The organism is Marivita sp. NO-S04 (genome assembly GCF_059070475.1).
Window position 1 is genome coordinate 2067120 of record NZ_CM180980.1, and the last position, 18606, is coordinate 2085725.

An 18606-nucleotide genomic window follows, 5' to 3' on the forward strand; every position below is an offset into this window, starting at 1 on the left:
CGTCGACGGAATCCCGGGACGCCTGAACGCGTTTATCCCGGTCTCAGTTCGATTGCCCAAGCAAAAGCGTCGAGACCGGCACCATGGAGACACTGGAGGCGCGGTCCTGCAGCCCCCACAACACCAGAGCCGAAAGTGTGTCGGGCGTCAGCCGTCCCAGCATGACCACCGCCCCATCCTGCCGCGCACGGAAAGCAGCCCCGTCCAGAAACCGCCGCTTGGTGCGTGCGTCCTGCCCTTCGCCGTCGAAGTCACGCAGGATGCTGAGAGCTGGCACAGCCTCGCGCTGCGCGATTGCCTGCGCGGTGTTGAGGCCATTGGGCAGGAACACCAAACCATGGCCACTATCTGCGGCAAAGCTGGCGGCCTGTTCGGTGACGGCGCGGTCGGCTTGCAACCCTCCGCCCGGTGCCTCGATCAGCGCTACGGCTTCTGGTACGGCAGCGACCGCACCGCCAAGGATCTGCTCTACATCGGTTGGTTGCGCCGCTGCAGGCAGCGCGACAAGCGCCGCCACCTCGTAGCCAAGCGCGCGATAGGCGGCCATGCGGTCGGTTGCTCCGGGCTGCGCTGGGTCGATCGCGAAGGTTACCGGAAAGGGAAACCCTTCGAGCGTGTCCGGCCCAAGCGGACCTGTTCCGTCGTCGATCATCACAATGGACATTTTCGGCAGGCTGGGGTCGCTGTCGACTTGAGCCGCGAAGCGCTGGAGCGGCGGCAGGCCAGAGGTATCGGCGCGGGCGGAAGGTGTGTCATCGGGTGCCGCGTCCTGCTCTGCGCCAATCGAGGGCAAGCGGCTTGAATTGCCGGGGCCGCGTTCGGTCAGGGACGCGGCCGGTGTGCCGATGGCAGGGCGCAGCGCGGCTGCAGATGTCTCAGTGTCGACCGGCGCGGGTTCAGGTACGGAAGGCACAAGGCGCCGCACGGCAGGTCGCTCGGACACAGTACTATCTTCCGTGGCGCTTTCTTCTGCGGGGCTTTCCTCTCCGGTCTCTGCAGTTTCAGATTCGGCGGGCTCTGTCTCGCTGGTGTCCGGCGCGGGTACAAGCGGTGCCTCTACAACCGGCACGGGCGGCACCGGGGGTTGGGCAGGTTCTGTGGAAACGCTCAGCCCGGCTTCGTTTTCCGGTACAGTCAGAACGGGCGCTTGCACACCACCCGGTGCGCCCTGATCCACAGCGACCGACGGCGCGACGGGCGCCGTGCTGGTTTCAGGCACGGCAAGCGCCGCGATGGTTTCACCAGTTTCCGGGGCCGGAACGGGGGCCGCTTCGGTTTCTGCGGGCATTGTATTCTGTTCAGCGATCGGTATGTCGAGGAGCGGCACGGAGGCATCCGGTGTCACGGCGGTCACGTCTTCAGGGCGCACGCCCGGTGCAGTCACAGCACTGCCCGACGTTCCCCCGGAGTCATCCGGCTGAGGCGCGGATTCCACGACAGGATCGGTGGTCTCAACGGCCTCCTCGGTCGGAGCCTCCGACGTTGCGTCTTCGGGTTCTGAAGTCTCTGCAGCAGTTTCAGGTTGCGCGGCATCTTGCGCTGGAAGTGTGGTCTCGGACGCAGCAGGTGGTGTCTCTGTCTCGCCTTGCGGCGCGGTCGCGACCTCAGCCGTTTCCCCCTCTGCAACGACAGGCACGTCGGCTGCAACGGGTGCTGCGACGTCCTCAACCGGTGTCACCACACGATCTGGAGCCATAACGGACAACGCCCCCAAGCCACCAATGGACAGCACCGCGCCCCAGATGGCTCCTGACAAAATCCCTCGTGACATGCTCTACGCCCTCGCCTTGCCCCACATGGCTGCCCCCGGCATCTCATCCGTGCCGGTTGACCCACCCGCGCCCTTGACGCGCCTTGGTCTGCCTGCGCATGTATACCGCGATTGGCCCCTACCCCGCCAGCCCCGAGATAGAAGAAAGACCCATGCTGCTGCTCATCGACAATTACGACAGTTTTACATACAATCTTGTGCATTATCTGGGTGAGCTTGGAACAGACGTAAAGGTGGTGCGCAACGATGCGCTCAGCGTGCAGGACGCAATGGGAATGAACCCTGCGGGCATCCTGCTGTCCCCCGGCCCCTGTGACCCGGATCAGGCTGGCATCTGCCTGCCTTTGACGCTGGCCGCTGCCGAAACCCGCACTCCGCTGATGGGTGTCTGCCTTGGACACCAGACCCTTGGACAGGCCTTTGGAGGCACCGTCGTGCGCCATTCCGAGATCGTGCATGGCAAGATGGGTGTAATGCATCACGCAGGAAAAGGTGTTTTCGCGGGACTGCCATCGCCCTTCGAGGCGACACGGTACCATTCGCTTGTGGTCGACAAAGACACCATTCCGGACTGCCTCGAGGTGACGGCATGGCTCGAAGATGGCACGGTGATGGGGCTGAGCCACCGCGAATTGCCGATACACGGGGTGCAGTTCCACCCCGAAAGCATCGCCTCGGAGCATGGGCATGCGCTGCTGCAGAACTTTGTGAACGATATGAAGGTGCCCGCATGAGCGACGCGATGAAGCCCCTGATCTACGCCGCCTCCGAAGGCCCTCTCAGCCGGTCGCAAGCGGAACAGGCCTTTGAAATCCTGTTCGACGGCGCAGCCACACCTGCGCAAATCGGCGGGTTCCTGATGGCCCTCCGCGCCCGTGGCGAAGCGGTTTCGGAATACACGGCGGCCGCAGGGGTCATGCGCGCCAAATGTACGGCGGTCAAAGCGCCCGAAGGTGCAATGGACATCGTCGGCACCGGTGGCGACGGGATGGGCACATTCAACATTTCGACCGCAACCGCCTTTGTGGTGGCTGGCGCAGGTGTGCCAGTGGCCAAGCACGGCAACCGCAATCTGTCGTCAAAATCGGGCGCGGCGGATGCGCTGACCGAAATGGGCATCAACGTCATGGTCGGCCCAGAGATCGTGGAGCGCGCCCTGATGGAAGCCGGGATCGGGTTCATGATGGCCCCGATGCATCACCCTGCGATGAAACACGTCATGCCGGTGCGACAGGAGCTTGGGTCCAAGACGATCTTCAACATCCTCGGCCCGCTGACCAACCCCGCGGGTGTGAAGCGGCAGCTGACCGGCGCGTTCACCATCGACCTGATCTTTCCCATGGCAGAAACACTCATGGAATTGGGGTCCGAAAAGGCGTGGCTGGTGCATGGCGGCGACGGCACCGACGAGATCTCGATCTCGGCCCCAACGCAGGTGGCGGTGCTGGAGAACGGCAAGATCCGTGGGCGTGAAGTGCATCCGGAGGATGCGGGCCTGCCGGTGCATCCGTTCCGAGACATCCTTGGTGGCACACCGGCAGAGAACGCCCAAGCCCTCCGCGATCTCTTGGATGGCGCAAAGAGCGCTTATCGCGATGCCGTGCTGCTCAATGCAGCGGCGGCGCTTGTGGTTGCAGACAAAGTGGCAGACCTCAAGGCCGGAGCCGAAATGGCGGCCGAGAGCATCGATAGCGGTGCAGCCAAGGCACGGGTCGAAGCTTTGGCCCGCGTCACCCAAAGCGCGTGACCTCAAGGTATGGGGCGACGAACGATGCGTCGACGCATCGTCGATTTTCCGTAGACGGAAAATCCTGGGGCTCTGCCCCAGACCCCGAGGTATTTCGAGCCCAAAGAAACCAAGGCGGTTCGGCATGTTGAGTGTGCCGCAGAGATGGCGGGATTTGCCTTTTTTCCGGGAGCTCCTGCCGGATATTTGCAGCGCGCTGACAGAGGACAGCCGTGTTATCCTGCCGCCCGAGGAACAGGTTTTTGCGGCGCTTGACGCCTGCGCACCTGAGGCGGTGCGCGTGGTGATCTTAGGGCAAGACCCTTATCCGACGCCAGGCCATGCGCATGGCCTGGCCTTTTCAGTTGCCCCGGATGTGCAACCCCTGCCCCGATCTTTGAGCAATATCTTCAAGGAGTTGCGCACGGACATCGGTCGTACGCCCCCCAATGGCGACCTGCGATTCTGGGCCAACCAAGGCGTGTTGCTGTTGAATGATGTGCTAACGGTTCCAGCCGCAGAGGCGCGGGGGCATCGACGGTTGGGATGGCAGAAACTGGTGCCGCAGGTGCTGGAGGCACTGTCCGACCGACCGCGCGCCTTTGTGCTATGGGGCAATGACGCACGGGCGCATGCTCCGCGCCTTGCAGCGCATGGGCATCTGGTTTTGGAAAGCGCTCATCCCTCTCCGCTTTCGGCCCGGCGCGGGTTTTTCGGCTCGCGCCCCTTTTCCACCGTGAACGCGTGGCTTAAAGAACAGGGTCAACAGCCGATCAATTGGACGGACCCATGAGCGCAACCATTCTCGACAAGATCAAAGCCTACAAGCTTGAAGAAGTGGCGGCCGACAAGGGCCGCGTGCCGCTGTCGGCTGTGGAAGACGCCGCGCGGGCGGCCGATCTGGTCCGACCGTTCGGGGCTGCATTGCGCATGGCACAAAGTACGGGCTACGGGCTGATTGCCGAGGTCAAGAAGGCATCGCCCTCCAAGGGATTGATCCGGGCGGATTTCGAACCTGCCAGTCTGGCGCAGGCCTATGAGGAAGGCGGCGCGACCTGTCTTTCGGTGTTGACAGACATTCCCAGTTTTCAAGGTGACAAGTCCTATCTGGTGGCAGCGCGTCAGGCCACGTCGCTGCCAGCGCTGCGCAAGGATTTCATGTACGACACCTATCAGGTGGCCGAGGCGCGCAGCCTGCACGCCGATTGCATTCTGATCATCATGGCCAGCGTGTCTGATGCGCAGGCAGCGGAATTGGAAGACGCCGCCTTTGCCTGGGGCATGGATGCCTTGATCGAGGTTCATGACCGCGAGGAGTTGGATCGGGCACTGAAATTGAAATCACCGCTGATCGGCGTAAACAATCGCAATCTCAATACCTTCGAGACCACTCTTGAGACAACACGTGAACTGTCAAAACATGTACCTGCCGACCGGATGCTGATCTCGGAATCGGGGCTGTTCACGCCGGCAGACCTTGCCGACATGGCCGCATGTGGCGCGCGCAGTTTCCTGATTGGTGAAAGCCTCATGCGGCAGGCGGATGTTGCGGCAGCCACGCGCATGCTGCTGGCTGATCCGGTGGCGGCATGAGCGGTCTTTCGCATTTCGACGCCAAGGGCGACGCGCATATGGTTGATGTGTCCGACAAGGCCGTCACATCGCGGGTTGCCGTGGCCGAGGGCTATATCCGCATGGCGCAAGAGACCTTTGACATTATCACCGAAGGCCGCGCCAAGAAAGGCGACGTGATCGGCGTGGCGCGGTTGGCGGGGATCATGGGAGCGAAGAAGACGCCCGAGTTGATCCCGCTATGTCACCCCCTACCCATCACCAAGGTCGCGGTAGAGCTGACCCCAGCGCCTGACCTGCCCGGCCTGCGGATTGAAGCGACGGTCAAGACCACCGGGCAGACCGGGGTCGAGATGGAGGCCCTTACCGCTGTGTCGACGGCGGCGCTGACGGTTTATGACATGGCCAAGGCGGTGGATAAGGCGATGGAGATCACCGGCATTCGCGTTGTGTTGAAAGATGGTGGAAAATCAGGGCGGTACGAGGCGTCATGATTTCTGTTGCGGAGGCGCTTGAGCAACTCTTCGCCTTAGCGCGGCCGCTTGGCATCGAAACTGTGCCGCTTTTGCAAGCGCATAGGCGTGTGTTGTCGCAAGATGTGGCGGCTACGCGGAACCAACCGCCTTTCGACGGATCCGCGATGGATGGCTATGCCGTGACCGAGGTTGCGCCAGGACTACGACTCAAGGTGGTCGGTGAATCCGCGGCCGGGCATGGATTTTACCAATCGGTAAAATCTGGCGAAGCAGTCCGAATTTTCACCGGTGCGCCGGTGCCCGAGGGCGCAAAAGCGGTTGTGATTCAAGAGGATGTCAGCCGCGACGGCGACTGGATCACTATTTGTGATAGCCCCGAGGACAATGACCACATCCGCCCTGCGGGTGGCGATTTCAAGATCGGCGATACGGTGCGCGCGGGGCGTGTGCTGGGCTCCAATGACATTGCCTTGTTGGCGTCGATGAACATCGCAGACGTGCCGGTGACACGGCGGCCCATCGTGGCGCTTATCTCGACCGGCGATGAGTTGGTGATGCCCGGTGAGACCCCCGGCCCCGATCAGATCATCGCGTCGAACACCTTTGGACTGCATGCCTTGATGCGTGATCTTGGCGCGGAGCCGCGACTGCTGCCGATTGCACGGGACAACGAAGCCTCTTTGCGGACGGCGTTCGAGCTGGCCAAAGGTGCGGACCTGATTGTGACAATCGGCGGCGCGTCGGTGGGCGACCATGACGTGGTGGCCAATCTTGCGCCGCAGCTTGGGTTTGATCAGAGCTTTTACAAGGTCGCCATGCGGCCCGGTAAACCGTTGATGGCTGGTCGTTTTGGCGATGCGATGATGATTGGCTTACCCGGCAATCCGGTATCGGCGATGGTCTGCGGGCATGTCTTTGTGGCCCCCGTCGTGCGTTCCATGCTGGGCTTGCCCGCGCAGCCTGCGCCGCGCCGCACGGGTGTGTTGGCGCAAGCGCTGCCCGCCAACGGCCCGCGCGAGCATTATATGCGGGCGCGGTTCGAGAAGGGCGGTTTGGTTGCGTTTGGATCGCAAGACAGCTCACTGCTCAGCATCCTTGGGCAAGCCGATGCGCTGATCCTCCGCAGCCCAAAGGTTGCACCACGGGCGGCAGGTGAGACTGTGGAATACCTGCCGCTGCGGTGACTTCTCGCGCTCGTTTACTGATTCTTGACACAAAACAAGAACAACAGTAGAACAAACGGTGAGGATCATGCGAGCGGAGGCAGACAATGCTGACCAAGAAACAACTCGACCTGCTGGAATTCATCAGCAAACGTGTGGCGCGTGACGGCGTGCCGCCAAGCTTTGACGAAATGAAAGTAGCGCTGGACTTGCGCTCCAAATCGGGAATTCACCGCCTGATCACCGCATTGGAGGAACGTGGGTTCATCCGGCGTCTTGCGCACAGGGCGCGCGCGATTGAGATCGTGAAATTGCCTGACACGCTGGCTGCAAACCAGCCGGGGTTCACGCCCAAGGTGATTGATGGCGATCTGCCAGATATGCCACAGCCCGCAAATGCGATGGCGGTCGAGAATGTTCATGCACTGGAACTGCCACTGATGGGCCGGATTGCTGCCGGTGTGCCGATCGAGTCAATCAATGACGTGCCCCCTTCAGTCGCGGTTCCCGGCGCGATGCTGTCGGGCAATGGCAAGCACTATGCGCTTGAAGTCAAAGGCGATTCGATGATCGAGGCGGGGATCAATGATGGCGATGTTGTCGTCATCCGCGAGACATCCAGTGCCGATAATGGCGACATCGTGGTGGCACAGGTCGAAGGCTATGAAGCAACGCTCAAGCGCTACAAGCGCAAAGGTGAGAGCATCATCCTCGAAGCTGCCAATCCGGCATATGAGCCGCGCATCCTGCCCGTGGGCGCGGTCAAGGTGCAGGGACGACTTGTCGGACTGATCCGCACTTACTGAGCCTGTCGCAAGGTTGCATCGTTCCAAAGGCGCGCGCCCGACCGGTCGCGCGCCTTTTTGATCTGCCATGTGCCGGTATCAGTGTAGGTGATGGACAAACTGCCCTGCCCTTTGAGCGCGGCGGCATCGAACACGGCGCAGTTTGCCGCTTTTGGCTTGTCCGGCAAATCTGCGCTGGCAATCACCAAGCTGCCATCCGTACAGCCCTGATAGCTCTCAGCGTTCCGCTTGCCGTGAATATGCCGGATTGGCATTTTCTGAGTATCCCAAAGCGCGGCAGCGGCGAGCTGATCCAAGCCTTGCCCGTCGTTTTCAAGCCAGACCTCGGCAATAAAGCCCGCCCCTTTGGACCGCGACAGCGCGCGACCCCGGTCTGTCATCACGCCCACCAGCGCACCGCCTTCGGCCACAAGGATTTCTGGGCGCTCTGCGTTGATCCAAAGCGCCACCGCGACGCACAAGGGCACAAGACCAAGCAGACGCGCGCGGCCTTGCCATAGCACAACAAATAACCCGCCAAGCGTGATGAGTGGCAAAACGACGGTTCCTGGCGTCATGACCGGCCGCACCGCGCCGTCCCAGAGCGCCAATGATTGCGCGATATGGAGAATCCACTCCAGACCCAGCCCCATTGGGATCAGTCCGAGCGCCTCCAGCCCGAAGGGCATGAGCAAGATGCCAAGAACCGCCGCCGGAATCACCAGAATTCCCATCAGTGGCACGGTCAAAAGGTTCGCCACCAACCCAAACTGCGCGATCTGATTGAAATGTGCCATGGCAAAGGGCGCGGTCGCCGCCCCGGCCACAGCCGATGACATGACCACCGACGCAACCCCGCGTAAGACACGGTGGCGCGGCAGGTCATGCCGACTGTCGCGGATCGCGCCAAACACGGCGACCAGCGCGGTTGTCGCGGCAAAAGACATCTGGAACCCCGGCCCGATCATTGCTTCAGGACGCAACGCCAGTACGATCAATGCTGCCAAGGCAACCGCCCGCAATGAGATCGCGCGACGGTCGACCATAATCGCAAGAAGCATGACGGCCACCATCACAAAGGCCCGTTCGGTCGCAACATTGCCGCCGGACAGTGCGAGGTAGACCGCTGCGACCACCAAAGCCCCTGCTGCCGCGATTTTTTTGATTGGCCAGCGCAGTCCGATGGGCGTCAGCAGCAATCCAAGGCGCAAGACGGCAAAGGCAAAGGCACTGACCAGGCCCATATGCAGGCCGGAGATTGCCAATAGATGCGCAAGGTTGGTGTCGCGCAGGGCTTGTAGCACGGGTTGGGGAATGGCGCTGCGGTCGCCTGTGATGATTGCAGTTGCAAAGGCGCCTGTTTCGCCAGGGAGTGCTGTCTGCACGCGGGCCGAGATCGCCATGCGGGCCTGAAAGATGAAACGGTCCTGCCCCGCCTCTTCCCATAGCACTAGAGGCACGCGGGTGTAGCCGACAGCGCCCAATCGCAAAAACCACGCGTGGCGTCGGAAGTCGAAGCCCCCGGGTTCTACCGCGCCGCCGGGCGGGCCAAGATGGGCAGTGGTGCTGATGGTCTGGCCGGGTTCCGGCGCAATGCCGGGAACCTTGGAGTGCAGCGACAGGCGCACCCGGGTCGGCGTTTCTGCCAGCGGCACATTGGTCAGCCAGACGCGGTCAAGCGTGATGCGCAGCGCGTCTGAGGCAGAGAGGTCGATGTCGACCACCCTGCCCGTCACCGGCCCATAGTAGCGCCAGTCGATCACCGGACCTGCCACCAGATTCGCCCGAACACCAGCAAGCGCCAGCCCCAGCGCCACCATAGCCACCGCGCAGATCAGCGGCGCAAGGGCCGACTGGCTGCGCAGATGCCAGACAAGAAGGCCAACACCAGCCAGCGCAAGACAGGCAAGCATCCAAACCGGTGGTTCGATGCGGAGCGCGAAATAGATGCCGATCCCGATGCCAAGGCACACCGGGACAAAGGGAAACAGCGTACCGCGCTGCGCCAAAAGCATGTTGGGGATCAGATCCCGGACCCGCGCCATACTTGCCCCCGTGGATGGTGCTGGTTAAGAGAGCCTTAAGCTATCCCCAAGACAGTTATCGAAAGGTAAATGCGCCCAATGTCCGGCCAGATCGTCACCCGTTTTGCCCCATCCCCCACCGGCTACCTGCATATCGGCGGGGCGCGCACGGCGCTGTTCAACTGGCTTTATGCACGCGGACGCGGCGGAAAGTTCCTGCTGCGGATTGAAGACACAGACAAGGCGCGATCAACACCCGAGGCAACAGCAGCGATTCTCAAGGGGCTGGACTGGCTAGGGTTGGACCATGACGGCGACGTGGTGAGCCAAGCCGCCGGTGCAGATCGCCATGCCGAAGTCGCGCATGAATTGCTGGCCAAGGGTTCGGCCTATAAGTGTTTCTCGACCCAAAACGAGATCGAGGCCTTCCGCGAGGCGGCACGGGCCGACGGCAAGTCAACTTTGTTCCAAAGCCCGTGGCGTGATGCAGACCCAAGCACGCACCCGGATGCGCCGTTTGTGGTCCGGCTGAAGACACCGATCGAGGGCACAACCGTGATCCGCGATGAAGTGCAAGGCGACGTCACCATCCGCAATGATCAGCTGGATGACATGGTTCTGTTACGCTCGGACGGCACACCGGTTTACATGCTGGCAGTTGTTGTCGATGACCATGATATGGGCGTGACCCATGTGATCCGGGGGGATGACCACCTGAACAACGCGGCGCGTCAGATGGGCATCTACACCGCGATGGGCTGGGACGTGCCGATCTGGGCGCATATTCCGTTGATCCACGGACCGGACGGCAAGAAGCTGTCCAAACGCCACGGCGCATTGGGCGTCGAGGAATATCAGGCGATGGGCTATCCGGCCGCAGGGATGCGCAATTACCTTGCCCGTCTGGGTTGGAGCCACGGCGATGACGAATTCTTTACGGATGATCAGGCAAAAGAGTGGTTCGACCTGAACGGCATCGGAAAATCTCCGGCGCGGTTCGATTTCAAGAAACTCGAGAATCTGAGCGGCCAGCATATTGCGGTCGCAGAGGATGCTGCACTGCTGCATGAATTGAAGGCATATCTGGAGGCCGCAGGGGAACCTGCCCTGACGGAAGCGCAATCCGATGGTATCTTTCGTGCGATGTATTGCCTCAAGGAGAGGGCACGCACGTTCCCGGAACTGGTTGAAAAAGCGCACTTTATTCTTACTACTCGACCTCTTGAGATCGAAGAGAAAGCTGCGAAGGCACTGGATACGGTATCCCGTGGTATACTGCAATCGTTGACGCCGCACTTGCAAAATGCTAGCTGGACGCGCGACGAGCTTGAAGCCGTCACATCCCGAATTGCAGAAGAGCACGGGACCAAATTCGGCAAGCTGGCGGGTCCCATGCGGGCGGCGCTTGCGGGCCGGGCCGTGACGCCGAGTGTGTTCGATATGATGCTGGTTCTTGGGCGTGACGAAACGGTCGCCCGCCTGATAGAAGCAGCTGCCGAAGGGACTGATTGACGCCAACTCGGCGACGCGGTTTCTAGGCTTGGGATAGCTGGCTCTGGGCGCTTTGCCCGGAGCATTGAGACGAAGGGACCACGTATGTCTGACACCTCTAAAACCGCGACGCTGACCATTGGCGACAGCTCTTACGAGCTGCCGATCTACACTCCCACTGCCGGACCGGATGTGATCGACATTCGCAAGCTTTATAGCCAAGCGGGCGTGTTCACCTACGATCCCGGCTTCACCTCGACAGCTGCATGCGACAGCACAATCACGTTCATCGACGGCGACAAGGGCGAATTGCTGCACCGGGGATACCCGATCGACCAGCTGGCCGAAAAATCGCATTACCTCGAAGTGTGTTTTCTATTGCTTTACGGATACTTGCCCAAGGCAAGCGAGCTGGAACAATTCGAGCGTACGATCACCCAGCACACAATGATCCACGAGCAGATGCACAACTTCTTCCGTGGGTTCCGTCGCGATGCACATCCGATGGCCACGATGGTGGGTGTGGTTGGCGCTATGTCGGCTTTCTATCACGACAGCACCGACATCAATAATCCGCTCGAACGCGAGATCGCGTCGCACCGCCTGATCGCCAAGATGCCCACCATCGCCGCGATGGCGTATAAGTACTCGATCGGTCAGCCCTTCGTCTATCCGCGCAACGATCTGGATTACGCCGCGAACTTCCTGCACATGTGCTTTGCTGTACCGGCCGAGCAGTATCAGGTTGATCCGATCCTTGCCCGCGCAATGGACCGCATCTTTACCCTGCATGCCGATCACGAACAGAACGCATCAACATCTACCGTGCGTCTGGCGTCGTCTTCGGGCGCAAACCCGTTTGCCTGTATCGCGGCTGGTATCGCCTGCCTCTGGGGGCCGGCGCATGGCGGTGCAAACCAGGCCTGCCTTGAGATGCTCAAGGAAATCGGCACGCCCGACCGTATTCCGGAATACATTGCCCGCGCCAAGGACAAGAACGATCCGCTCCGCCTGATGGGCTTTGGCCACCGCGTCTACAAGAACTTCGACCCGCGGGCGACCGTGATGAAGCAATCCGCAGACGAAGTGTTGGAGCTTATGGGGGTCGAGAACAACCCGATCCTAGCCACCGCAAAAGAGTTGGAACAGGCGGCTCTTGCTGATCCGTATTTTGCCGAGAAAAAGCTGTTCCCGAACGTGGACTTCTATTCGGGCATTATCCTTGAAGCGATGGGATTTCCGACATCCATGTTCACACCGGTCTTCGCACTGAGCCGAACGGTTGGCTGGATTTCCCAGTGGAAAGAACAGCTTGCTGATCCGCAGATGAAGATCGGACGCCCGCGCCAGCTTTACCAAGGCGAAACGATGCGCGACTATGTCGACATCGAAAAGCGCTAATTCTTAAGGAAAGGCCGCCTTCGGGCGGCCTTTTTCATATGACCCATTTGCAGACACAACGGCTGGTATTGCGGAAAGCCCGGATCGCAGATCTGGAAGATCTGCACGCGGTCTACAGCGACCCATTGGTGATGCGCTACTGGTCTACTCCGCCGCATGACGATATCGCCCTCACCCGTCGCAACCTGAAAAGACTGATCGCGTCCTCCGAGCCTGTGGTGACCTATTTCGTCATCGAACGTGCCGGCCGTGCCATTGGCTGCGCAGGCGTACATATGGGCGACGAGGTCGGGTTCCTGCTGCGGTCAGATCATTGGCAACAAGGGCTGATGTCCGAGGCGTTGGGGGCTTTGATCCCCTATTTCTTTGATGAGCTGCGCTATACGCAACTGACGGCAGATGCCGACCCGATGAACGCGGCTTCGGTGGCGACGCTTACATCTGCCGGGTTCGTCAAAACCGGCGAGGCGAAGAACACGTTTTGCGTCGATGGGGTCTGGTCTGACAGCGTATATTTTACGCTGAAGCCAAAGCATCGGGCGGCATAGGCCGAACCTTTTGGTCCGGCCTGCCGGGAGACGGTTTACCGGCCTTCATATTGCGCCGGGCGCTTTTCGAGGAACGCGATCACGCCCTCCTTGAAATCTCGGGTCTGGCCGCACTGGCCCTGTAGCTTGGCTTCCAGCGCAAGTTGCTGTTCCAAGTCGTTATCAAAGGATGCGCGGATGGATTGCTTGACGCGCTGGTAGGCGGCGGTCGGTCCCTTGGCAAGGTGCAGCGCACGGGATTTCCAGTGGTCGGGGAACCGCGCATCGGGCACCGCTTCGTAGATCATGCCCCAGTCATCCGCCTGACGCGCAGTGATCTTGTCGGCGAACAGTGCAGCGCCCATCGCCTTGGCCAGTCCCATCTGGCGCGGCAGGTAATAGGTGCCACCCGCGTCCGGGATCAGGCCGATCCGGGTGAAGGCTTGCAGGAAGAACGCGGATTCGGTGGCGATGACCACATCGGCTGCCAGCGCAAGGTTGGCCCCTGCCCCGGCTGCGGCCCCGTTGACGGCGCTGATGGTCGGCACCGGACAGTCGTAGATCGCGCGCAGCATCGGCACGTATTCGTCGCGCAGGGTGCGTTCCAGATCAAGATTGGCCGCATTGGCCCGGTCGCCCAGATCCTGCCCCGAGCAGAAGGATTTGCCCGCACCGGTCAGCACGACCACCCGCGCGGACTTACCGCCCTCAAGCACCGCATCAGTGATTTCGGCCCGCATCTGGGTATTCAGGGCGTTCATCACTTCGGGACGGTTCAAAGTGACCGTGGCAATGTCGTGGGTGATGTCAAAGGTGATGGTCTCGTAATTCATGCGCCGGGCACTCCTGCTTCTGCTTGCGGCATCAAACACACAAGCGCCCGGTTTGGCAAAGCCCAACGCGGCGTCACGAATTCTTGAGGATTTCCTTGAGCCGCGCCGCCTCATCATCGGACAACCCGACTTCGGTTGGTGCTGCGGCGGACGCGCGGCCCCGAACATAGACCACACCGACCCCAAGAGCGAGCAGGAACAGCGCCGGGCCAGACAGCCAGAGGATCATGTTCCAGCCATCGGTCCGGGGCTTGAGCAGCACGAATTCGCCATACCGCGCGACAAGATAGTCAAGCACCTGCTCATCACTATCGCCAACCACCAACCTTTCGCGCACCACGAGACGCAGTTCACGCGCAAGGTCGGCATTGGATTCGTCAATGCTTTCGTTTTGGCACACCACGCAACGCAGGCCTTTGGACAGCTCACGCGCACGGTTTTCAAGCGCGGGATCATCCAGCACTTCGTCCGGTTGGACGGCGAATGCGGGTGACGACATAGGCATCGCTACCGCAAGGCACAGGACCACGACCAGAAGCCGCAGCAAGTTCCGCAGACGTGTCATTCCGCCGGAACCCCCTGTGGTGTCGCCTGACGCCGCGCCCCAGCTGCCACGCGGTAGCGACGATCTGTGAGGGACAGGACGCCTCCGAGAGACATGAGCAATGCACCCGCCCAAATCCAGTTGGCAAGCGGTTTCACATAGGTGCGCATCACCCAGCCGCCGTCATCCTGCGGATCGCCGATCACCACATAGATGTCCCGCAAGAAGCGGTAGTCGATGGCGGCCTCGGTCGTGGGCATCTGGGCCACGGGGTAGTTGCGCTTTTCCGGGTTGAGGAAGGCGATCTGTTCACCATCGCTGCGGACGATCACATCACCCATGGTGGAGAAGTAGTTCGGCCCGCGCACTTGATTCACGGCTGTCAGTTCCAGTTCGAAATCGCCGACCTGGAACGGCTCGCCGATCTGCGCGACGCGAATGTCCTCTTCCTGCCATGCCATCAGCCCTGCGATACCAACCATTGTGATGCCGAACCCGATATGTGCAGTCGCCTTGCCCCAGTCAGAGCGCGGCAAGCGCAGCAGACGGGACAGGTCACGCGTCTGGCCGGTGCGGTTGATCAGATCAACCACAGCGCCCGAGATCACCCAAGCGGCAAGGAAGACGCCGACTGGGCCAAGCAGGCTGGTGCCGGTTTGCATGGTCCAGAACAGGCCAAGAAGCAGAACACTCAGGATAAACCCGGGCACAAGCTGCTTAATCGCACGATCCACCTTAGCCCGCTTCCAGCTGAGCATCGACCCAAGCGGCAAAAGAAGGCCAAGAACCACCATGAACGGGGTGAACGCCATGTTGAAGAACGGCGCGCCGACGCTCAGCTTGGTGTCAAAGAACATCTCGGCCACAACGGGCCACATGGTGCCGACAAAGACAACAAAGCAGCTTACGGCCAAGATCACGTTGTTTGCCACCAACGCGCTTTCACGGCTGGCCACGCCAAACACACCCTTTGCCTCCATTGCGGTGGCGCGGAACGCATAAAGCGTGAGCGCACCACCGGTGAAGAACACCATGATCATCAGAATGAACACGCCGCGTTCGGGGTCATTGGCGAACGCATGCACCGAGGTGAGCAGGCCCGAGCGAACGATAAATGTACCGATCAGCGAGAACCCAAAGGCAAGGATCGCCAGAAGGATAGTCCAGCTTTTGAGCGCCTCACGCTTTTCCACCACAATGGCCGAGTGCAAGAGCGCGGCGGCCAGCAACCATGGCATGAAAGATGCGTTCTCGACCGGGTCCCAGAACCAGAAGCCGCCCCAACCAAGCTCATAGTAAGCCCACCATGACCCCAGCGCGATGCCGATGGTCAGGAAGACCCACGCGGCCAGTGTCCACGGGCGCACCCAACGGCCCCATGCGGCATCAACGCGACCTTCGATCAGGGCAGCGACGGCAAAGCTGAAGCAGATGCTCAGGCCCACATAGCCGAGATAGAGAAACGGTGGGTGAAAGGCCAAGCCCGGGTCCTGAAGCAACGGGTTGAGATCCTGCCCATCAAAGGGCGGCACAACAAGGCGCAGGAACGGGTTGGATGTGAAGATGATAAAGGCAAAAAACGCAACGGCGACAGCGGATTGCACCGCCAGAACACGGGCCCGCAGGGTTGGCGGCAAACCTTTGCCGAACCACGCTGCCATCGCGCCGAAAAGCGTCAGAATCAGAACCCAAAGCAGCATCGACCCCTCGTGGTTGCCCCAGACACCGCTGATTTTGTAGATCATCGGTTTGGCCGAATGGCTGTTGAGCCAGACAAGCCGCAATGAGAAATCCGAAGTCACGAACGCATAGGTCAGCGCCGCAAAGGCAAAGGCCGTGAGCAGGAATTGCACCGTCGCAGCCGGTTCGGCCACAGCCATCCAGCCCGGCCAACGTTTATGCGCCCCGACGAGCGGAACGATAGATTGCACAATCGCGACAAGAAACGCGAGGATGAGGGCGAAGTGACCGAGTTCTGTAACCATGAGGCAGAGTATAGGCCCCACGGAGTTCACCGCCAATGTGTTTCGCACCTTCGGAGTGTTCACATTGTCGCAAGCGGGTCCCAAGCGTGGAAACCTTCAGACGCGTCGACGCGCCCGGACACCCTCAGGGGCGTTGTCGCACCCAGTCCTCAAGCGCTGCGTTGCCGTCAGGTTGTGGCTCTTGCGTCGGCGTTATGGTTTCTGGCGGCAAGGGTCGATCAAGTACGCGTCGCGCCATATGCTCGACAAGTTCGCGCTGGAATTCCTGCCCTTTGGCCTGATGACGTGCTCCAAAATAGAAGCTGACAATCGCTCCCAGCAGCCACCAGAGCGGTTCTGGCACCAGCGCGAGCCCGACCATGCGGGCGGAAAACCAATCCGGGTCCACCATCGCCGATACGAACAGCCCCAAAGTGCCCAAGGCCATCGCCGGACGCGGAACACGGTTGAGCGCGTCCATCAACCGGTCGAACCAGCCGCGCTGCGGCGCGTAGAACTCTGCCGCAAACTGCTTGAGAGATGCATTATACTGGTCATGGTCGCGCCGCGCCTGTGCTTCGGCATTTGGGCGGAACACTTCGACCGTGTCCCGCACCACGTTGCGCCCGGACCCGAAGACCAGAGAAAACACCTGTTCGATCAATCCCATGCCGAAACCCTTTGTTGAAACGAAGCCGATGAGAGGTGATACCGAGGGGCAATGAAGGCCTCGGCCCGCGTGATCCATCCCCCCTTCCCGCCTGCCCGGCTGCGCGCGTATTTGCGGCTGGCGGGGCGGCGGTCGGCCAGATCGAAATAATAATTACGCCGCTCGATCCCGTAGGCATCGATGATGTGGTCAGGTGCGCTGGCATGAGCCCGCGCTGTGGCGGTAATGGTCTTGGGGCCAATCACCCCATCGCCCCGCACCGCGTAGCCCATCTTGCCCAACAGACGTTGCAGGATCTTCACCGCGTTCGCACCAGCGTTCACATACATGTCGAAAACAGTTGCATGCAGCGGCTCGGGCAGCTCCGAAATGCGCGGATGCACAAAGTAATGATCAATGAAAATCTGGACCGCCTGCTCTTGAGTAAGCCGCCGAACATCGGCTTGCGTGACCTGCCCATCCCCCGTCAGGTCGATCCCAAGCCTGCGCATCGTATGGATCGTCACGCCATGTTTCGTAGCACCACCGGGATCATCGGGGTCATTCACATAGCCACCCTCGCGGGCCACGATCTCTTGTGCGATGGTCCGCACCTTGTGGTTCTGCCCGTCCATGCGTCACCCCTGATTGCTCCCTCGCGCAAAGACTGCAAAGCTATGGTTAACCAACTCGAAACGCGGCGCACGATGCAGGAGACGCGATGTGAAACAGACTGATCTGGCACAAAAATCAGCACAGGAGATCATCCACCTTCTGGAGCTAAGCCCGCATCCAGAAGGCGGGCATTACCGCCAGACATGGATCGCGGACGAGGCTGGTCGGCCTTCGGGCACCTGCATTTACTTCCTGCTGAGCGCGGAAGAGCACAGCCATTGGCACAAGGTGGATGCCGCCGAGATCTGGCACCACTATGCCGGTGCGCCGCTGATCCTGTCGCTGTCAGAGACCGATAAAGGACCAGCGAAAGATCATGTCCTTGGGCCAGACCTGTTCAATGGCCAGTCACCGCAGATCCTTGTGCCCCCGCACCATTGGCAGGCCGCGCGCACCACGGGCGATTGGACGCTTGTGGGGTGCACCGTCAGCCCAGCGTTTCAGTTCGAAGGGTTCACACTTGCGCCAACAGGGTTTGACATTCCCCGTGCCGATTGACACAGCGCAGCTATGACAGACATTCCTTTCCTGACCCCGCTTGACCTGGACCAGCAACGCGCCTTTGGCTTGCCAGACCCGTGGCCACTGGCCTTGGCCGATCGTGTGCGCTTTGCCGAGCTTGATCCTCTCAACCACGTGAACAACGTGGCCTATCTGATCTGGTTCGAAGGCGCGCGGGTGACGTATTTCAAGCATGTGGGTCTGTCGACGTATGACAAAGCCGAGATCGAGCCGCGCATTGTCATCCGCAGGGGTGAGATCGATTGGCTGCAGGAAATGCGCGCGGACGAAACCTATGTCGTCGTCACCCGGACCGTAGAGTACCGCACCACCAGTTTCACGCTTCGGCAGGAAATCTGGTCGGGAGGCACAGTGCGCGCGACCTTTACCTGCGTGATTGTGCTGTTGCAGCCCGATGGCAGCGGGCGGATGCCGATCCCGGCACCAGTGCGGGAACGGTTCCACAAGATCGATGGTGTCGCAAGGCGCGTCGACGCGCCTTGA

The 18606-nt window shown here is 60.9% G+C and carries 19 protein-coding genes; 12 read left to right on the plus strand and 7 right to left on the minus strand.

Going from position 1 to position 18606, the window contains the following annotated elements:
* Window positions 1-43 precede the first annotated feature (43 nt).
* Window positions 44-1771, minus strand: coding sequence for a divergent polysaccharide deacetylase family protein (locus tag ACK3EW_RS10740; RefSeq protein ID WP_493809551.1), 1728 nt, complete (start codon window positions 1769-1771; stop codon window positions 44-46).
* A 152-nt stretch (window positions 1772-1923) separates the two neighbouring features.
* Here ACK3EW_RS10740 and ACK3EW_RS10745 point away from each other — a divergent pair, with 152 nt between their 5' ends.
* From ACK3EW_RS10745 to lexA, 7 genes are all read left to right on the plus strand, one after another.
* Window positions 1924-2505 carry an anthranilate synthase component II gene (locus ACK3EW_RS10745; RefSeq protein ID WP_085632120.1) on the plus strand — a complete coding sequence of 194 codons (582 nt, stop codon included), beginning with the start codon at window positions 1924-1926 and terminating at the stop codon, window positions 2503-2505.
* Window positions 2502-3518: an anthranilate phosphoribosyltransferase gene (gene trpD / locus ACK3EW_RS10750; protein ID WP_493809552.1), complete on the plus strand. Its 1017-nt coding sequence runs from the start codon at window positions 2502-2504 to the stop codon at window positions 3516-3518. Before ACK3EW_RS10745 ends, trpD begins: the two co-directional genes overlap by 4 nt.
* Window positions 3519-3642: 124 nt before the next feature.
* Complete coding sequence (locus tag ACK3EW_RS10755; RefSeq protein WP_493809553.1) at window positions 3643-4290, plus strand: uracil-DNA glycosylase; 648 nt, start codon at window positions 3643-3645, stop codon at window positions 4288-4290.
* On the plus strand, window positions 4287-5090 hold the full coding sequence (gene trpC, locus ACK3EW_RS10760) for an indole-3-glycerol phosphate synthase TrpC (protein ID WP_493809554.1): 804 nt from the start codon (window positions 4287-4289) through the stop codon (window positions 5088-5090). Before ACK3EW_RS10755 ends, trpC begins: the two co-directional genes overlap by 4 nt.
* Window positions 5087-5563 carry a cyclic pyranopterin monophosphate synthase MoaC gene (gene moaC, locus ACK3EW_RS10765; RefSeq protein WP_493809555.1) on the plus strand — a complete coding sequence of 159 codons (477 nt, stop codon included), beginning with the start codon at window positions 5087-5089 and terminating at the stop codon, window positions 5561-5563. The genes trpC and moaC overlap by 4 nt, the downstream gene beginning before the upstream one ends.
* Window positions 5560-6729, plus strand: coding sequence for a molybdopterin molybdotransferase MoeA (locus ACK3EW_RS10770; protein WP_493809556.1), 1170 nt, complete (start codon window positions 5560-5562; stop codon window positions 6727-6729). The genes moaC and ACK3EW_RS10770 overlap by 4 nt, the downstream gene beginning before the upstream one ends.
* An 86-nt stretch (window positions 6730-6815) precedes the next feature.
* A complete protein-coding gene (gene lexA / locus ACK3EW_RS10775; protein WP_493809557.1) occupies window positions 6816-7514 on the plus strand; it encodes a transcriptional repressor LexA in 699 nt (232 codons plus the stop codon).
* Here lexA and ACK3EW_RS10780 read toward each other — a convergent pair.
* Window positions 7508-9538 carry a ComEC/Rec2 family competence protein gene (locus tag ACK3EW_RS10780; RefSeq protein ID WP_493809558.1) on the minus strand — a complete coding sequence of 677 codons (2031 nt, stop codon included), beginning with the start codon at window positions 9536-9538 and terminating at the stop codon, window positions 7508-7510. The genes lexA and ACK3EW_RS10780 overlap by 7 nt on opposite strands.
* A 78-nt stretch (window positions 9539-9616) precedes the next feature.
* Between ACK3EW_RS10780 and gltX the strand changes: the two genes are divergently transcribed.
* The 3 genes from gltX to ACK3EW_RS10795 all read left to right on the plus strand — a co-directional run bounded on the left by gltX (window position 9617) and on the right by ACK3EW_RS10795 (window position 12957).
* Window positions 9617-11029 (plus strand): glutamate--tRNA ligase, encoded by a 1413-nt coding sequence (gltX, locus tag ACK3EW_RS10785; protein WP_493809559.1) that lies wholly within the window; start codon window positions 9617-9619, stop codon window positions 11027-11029.
* Between the two features lie 84 nt (window positions 11030-11113).
* Entirely contained in the window at window positions 11114-12409 is a 1296-nt protein-coding gene (gltA, locus tag ACK3EW_RS10790) for a citrate synthase (protein WP_493809560.1), read from the plus strand.
* Between the two features lie 38 nt (window positions 12410-12447).
* Window positions 12448-12957 carry a GNAT family N-acetyltransferase gene (locus ACK3EW_RS10795; RefSeq protein ID WP_493809561.1) on the plus strand — a complete coding sequence of 170 codons (510 nt, stop codon included), beginning with the start codon at window positions 12448-12450 and terminating at the stop codon, window positions 12955-12957.
* A 35-nt stretch (window positions 12958-12992) separates the two neighbouring features.
* On the opposite strand, the gene ACK3EW_RS10800 is transcribed toward ACK3EW_RS10795, so the two are convergent.
* From ACK3EW_RS10800 to ACK3EW_RS10820, 5 genes are all read right to left on the minus strand, one after another.
* Window positions 12993-13769: an enoyl-CoA hydratase-related protein gene (locus ACK3EW_RS10800; RefSeq protein WP_493809562.1), complete on the minus strand. Its 777-nt coding sequence runs from the start codon at window positions 13767-13769 to the stop codon at window positions 12993-12995.
* A 73-nt stretch (window positions 13770-13842) separates the two neighbouring features.
* The gene (locus ACK3EW_RS10805; protein WP_493809563.1) at window positions 13843-14334 is read right to left on the minus strand and encodes a cytochrome c-type biogenesis protein; all 492 of its coding nucleotides are present in this window, start codon (window positions 14332-14334) and stop codon (window positions 13843-13845) included.
* Entirely contained in the window at window positions 14331-16298 is a 1968-nt protein-coding gene (locus ACK3EW_RS10810) for a heme lyase CcmF/NrfE family subunit (protein ID WP_439119996.1), read from the minus strand. The genes ACK3EW_RS10805 and ACK3EW_RS10810 overlap by 4 nt, the downstream gene beginning before the upstream one ends.
* A gap of 124 nt (window positions 16299-16422) precedes the next feature.
* Window positions 16423-16947 (minus strand): holin family protein, encoded by a 525-nt coding sequence (locus tag ACK3EW_RS10815; RefSeq protein ID WP_493809564.1) that lies wholly within the window; start codon window positions 16945-16947, stop codon window positions 16423-16425.
* Window positions 16938-17561, minus strand: a complete 624-nt coding sequence (locus tag ACK3EW_RS10820) for a holin-associated N-acetylmuramidase (protein ID WP_493809565.1) — start codon at window positions 17559-17561, stop codon at window positions 16938-16940. The genes ACK3EW_RS10815 and ACK3EW_RS10820 overlap by 10 nt, the downstream gene beginning before the upstream one ends.
* An 88-nt stretch (window positions 17562-17649) precedes the next feature.
* On the opposite strand from ACK3EW_RS10820, the gene ACK3EW_RS10825 reads away from it, so the two are divergent.
* A complete protein-coding gene (locus ACK3EW_RS10825) occupies window positions 17650-18099 on the plus strand; it encodes a cupin domain-containing protein (protein WP_493809566.1) in 450 nt (149 codons plus the stop codon).
* A gap of 12 nt (window positions 18100-18111) precedes the next feature.
* A complete protein-coding gene (locus tag ACK3EW_RS10830) occupies window positions 18112-18606 on the plus strand; it encodes an acyl-CoA thioesterase (protein WP_493809567.1) in 495 nt (164 codons plus the stop codon).

Excerpts from the sequence above, each read along its gene's own strand:
- ACK3EW_RS10740 (WP_493809551.1), bottom strand. The coding sequence starts at position 1,771 with ATGTCACGAGGGATTTTGTCAGGAGCCATCTGGGGCGCGGTGCTGTCC.
- ACK3EW_RS10745 (WP_085632120.1), top strand. The coding sequence starts at position 1,924 with ATGCTGCTGCTCATCGACAATTACGACAGTTTTACATACAATCTTGTG.
- trpD (WP_493809552.1), top strand. The coding sequence starts at position 2,502 with ATGAGCGACGCGATGAAGCCCCTGATCTACGCCGCCTCCGAAGGCCCT.
- ACK3EW_RS10755 (WP_493809553.1), top strand. The coding sequence starts at position 3,643 with ATGTTGAGTGTGCCGCAGAGATGGCGGGATTTGCCTTTTTTCCGGGAG.
- trpC (WP_493809554.1), top strand. The coding sequence starts at position 4,287 with ATGAGCGCAACCATTCTCGACAAGATCAAAGCCTACAAGCTTGAAGAA.
- moaC (WP_493809555.1), top strand. The coding sequence starts at position 5,087 with ATGAGCGGTCTTTCGCATTTCGACGCCAAGGGCGACGCGCATATGGTT.
- ACK3EW_RS10770 (WP_493809556.1), top strand. The coding sequence starts at position 5,560 with ATGATTTCTGTTGCGGAGGCGCTTGAGCAACTCTTCGCCTTAGCGCGG.
- lexA (WP_493809557.1), top strand. The coding sequence starts at position 6,816 with ATGCTGACCAAGAAACAACTCGACCTGCTGGAATTCATCAGCAAACGT.
- ACK3EW_RS10780 (WP_493809558.1), bottom strand. The coding sequence starts at position 9,538 with ATGGCGCGGGTCCGGGATCTGATCCCCAACATGCTTTTGGCGCAGCGC.
- gltX (WP_493809559.1), top strand. The coding sequence starts at position 9,617 with ATGTCCGGCCAGATCGTCACCCGTTTTGCCCCATCCCCCACCGGCTAC.
- gltA (WP_493809560.1), top strand. The coding sequence starts at position 11,114 with ATGTCTGACACCTCTAAAACCGCGACGCTGACCATTGGCGACAGCTCT.
- ACK3EW_RS10795 (WP_493809561.1), top strand. The coding sequence starts at position 12,448 with ATGACCCATTTGCAGACACAACGGCTGGTATTGCGGAAAGCCCGGATC.
- ACK3EW_RS10800 (WP_493809562.1), bottom strand. The coding sequence starts at position 13,769 with ATGAATTACGAGACCATCACCTTTGACATCACCCACGACATTGCCACG.
- ACK3EW_RS10805 (WP_493809563.1), bottom strand. The coding sequence starts at position 14,334 with ATGACACGTCTGCGGAACTTGCTGCGGCTTCTGGTCGTGGTCCTGTGC.
- ACK3EW_RS10810 (WP_439119996.1), bottom strand. The coding sequence starts at position 16,298 with ATGGTTACAGAACTCGGTCACTTCGCCCTCATCCTCGCGTTTCTTGTC.
- ACK3EW_RS10815 (WP_493809564.1), bottom strand. The coding sequence starts at position 16,947 with ATGGGATTGATCGAACAGGTGTTTTCTCTGGTCTTCGGGTCCGGGCGC.
- ACK3EW_RS10820 (WP_493809565.1), bottom strand. The coding sequence starts at position 17,561 with ATGGACGGGCAGAACCACAAGGTGCGGACCATCGCACAAGAGATCGTG.
- ACK3EW_RS10830 (WP_493809567.1), top strand. The coding sequence starts at position 18,112 with ATGACAGACATTCCTTTCCTGACCCCGCTTGACCTGGACCAGCAACGC.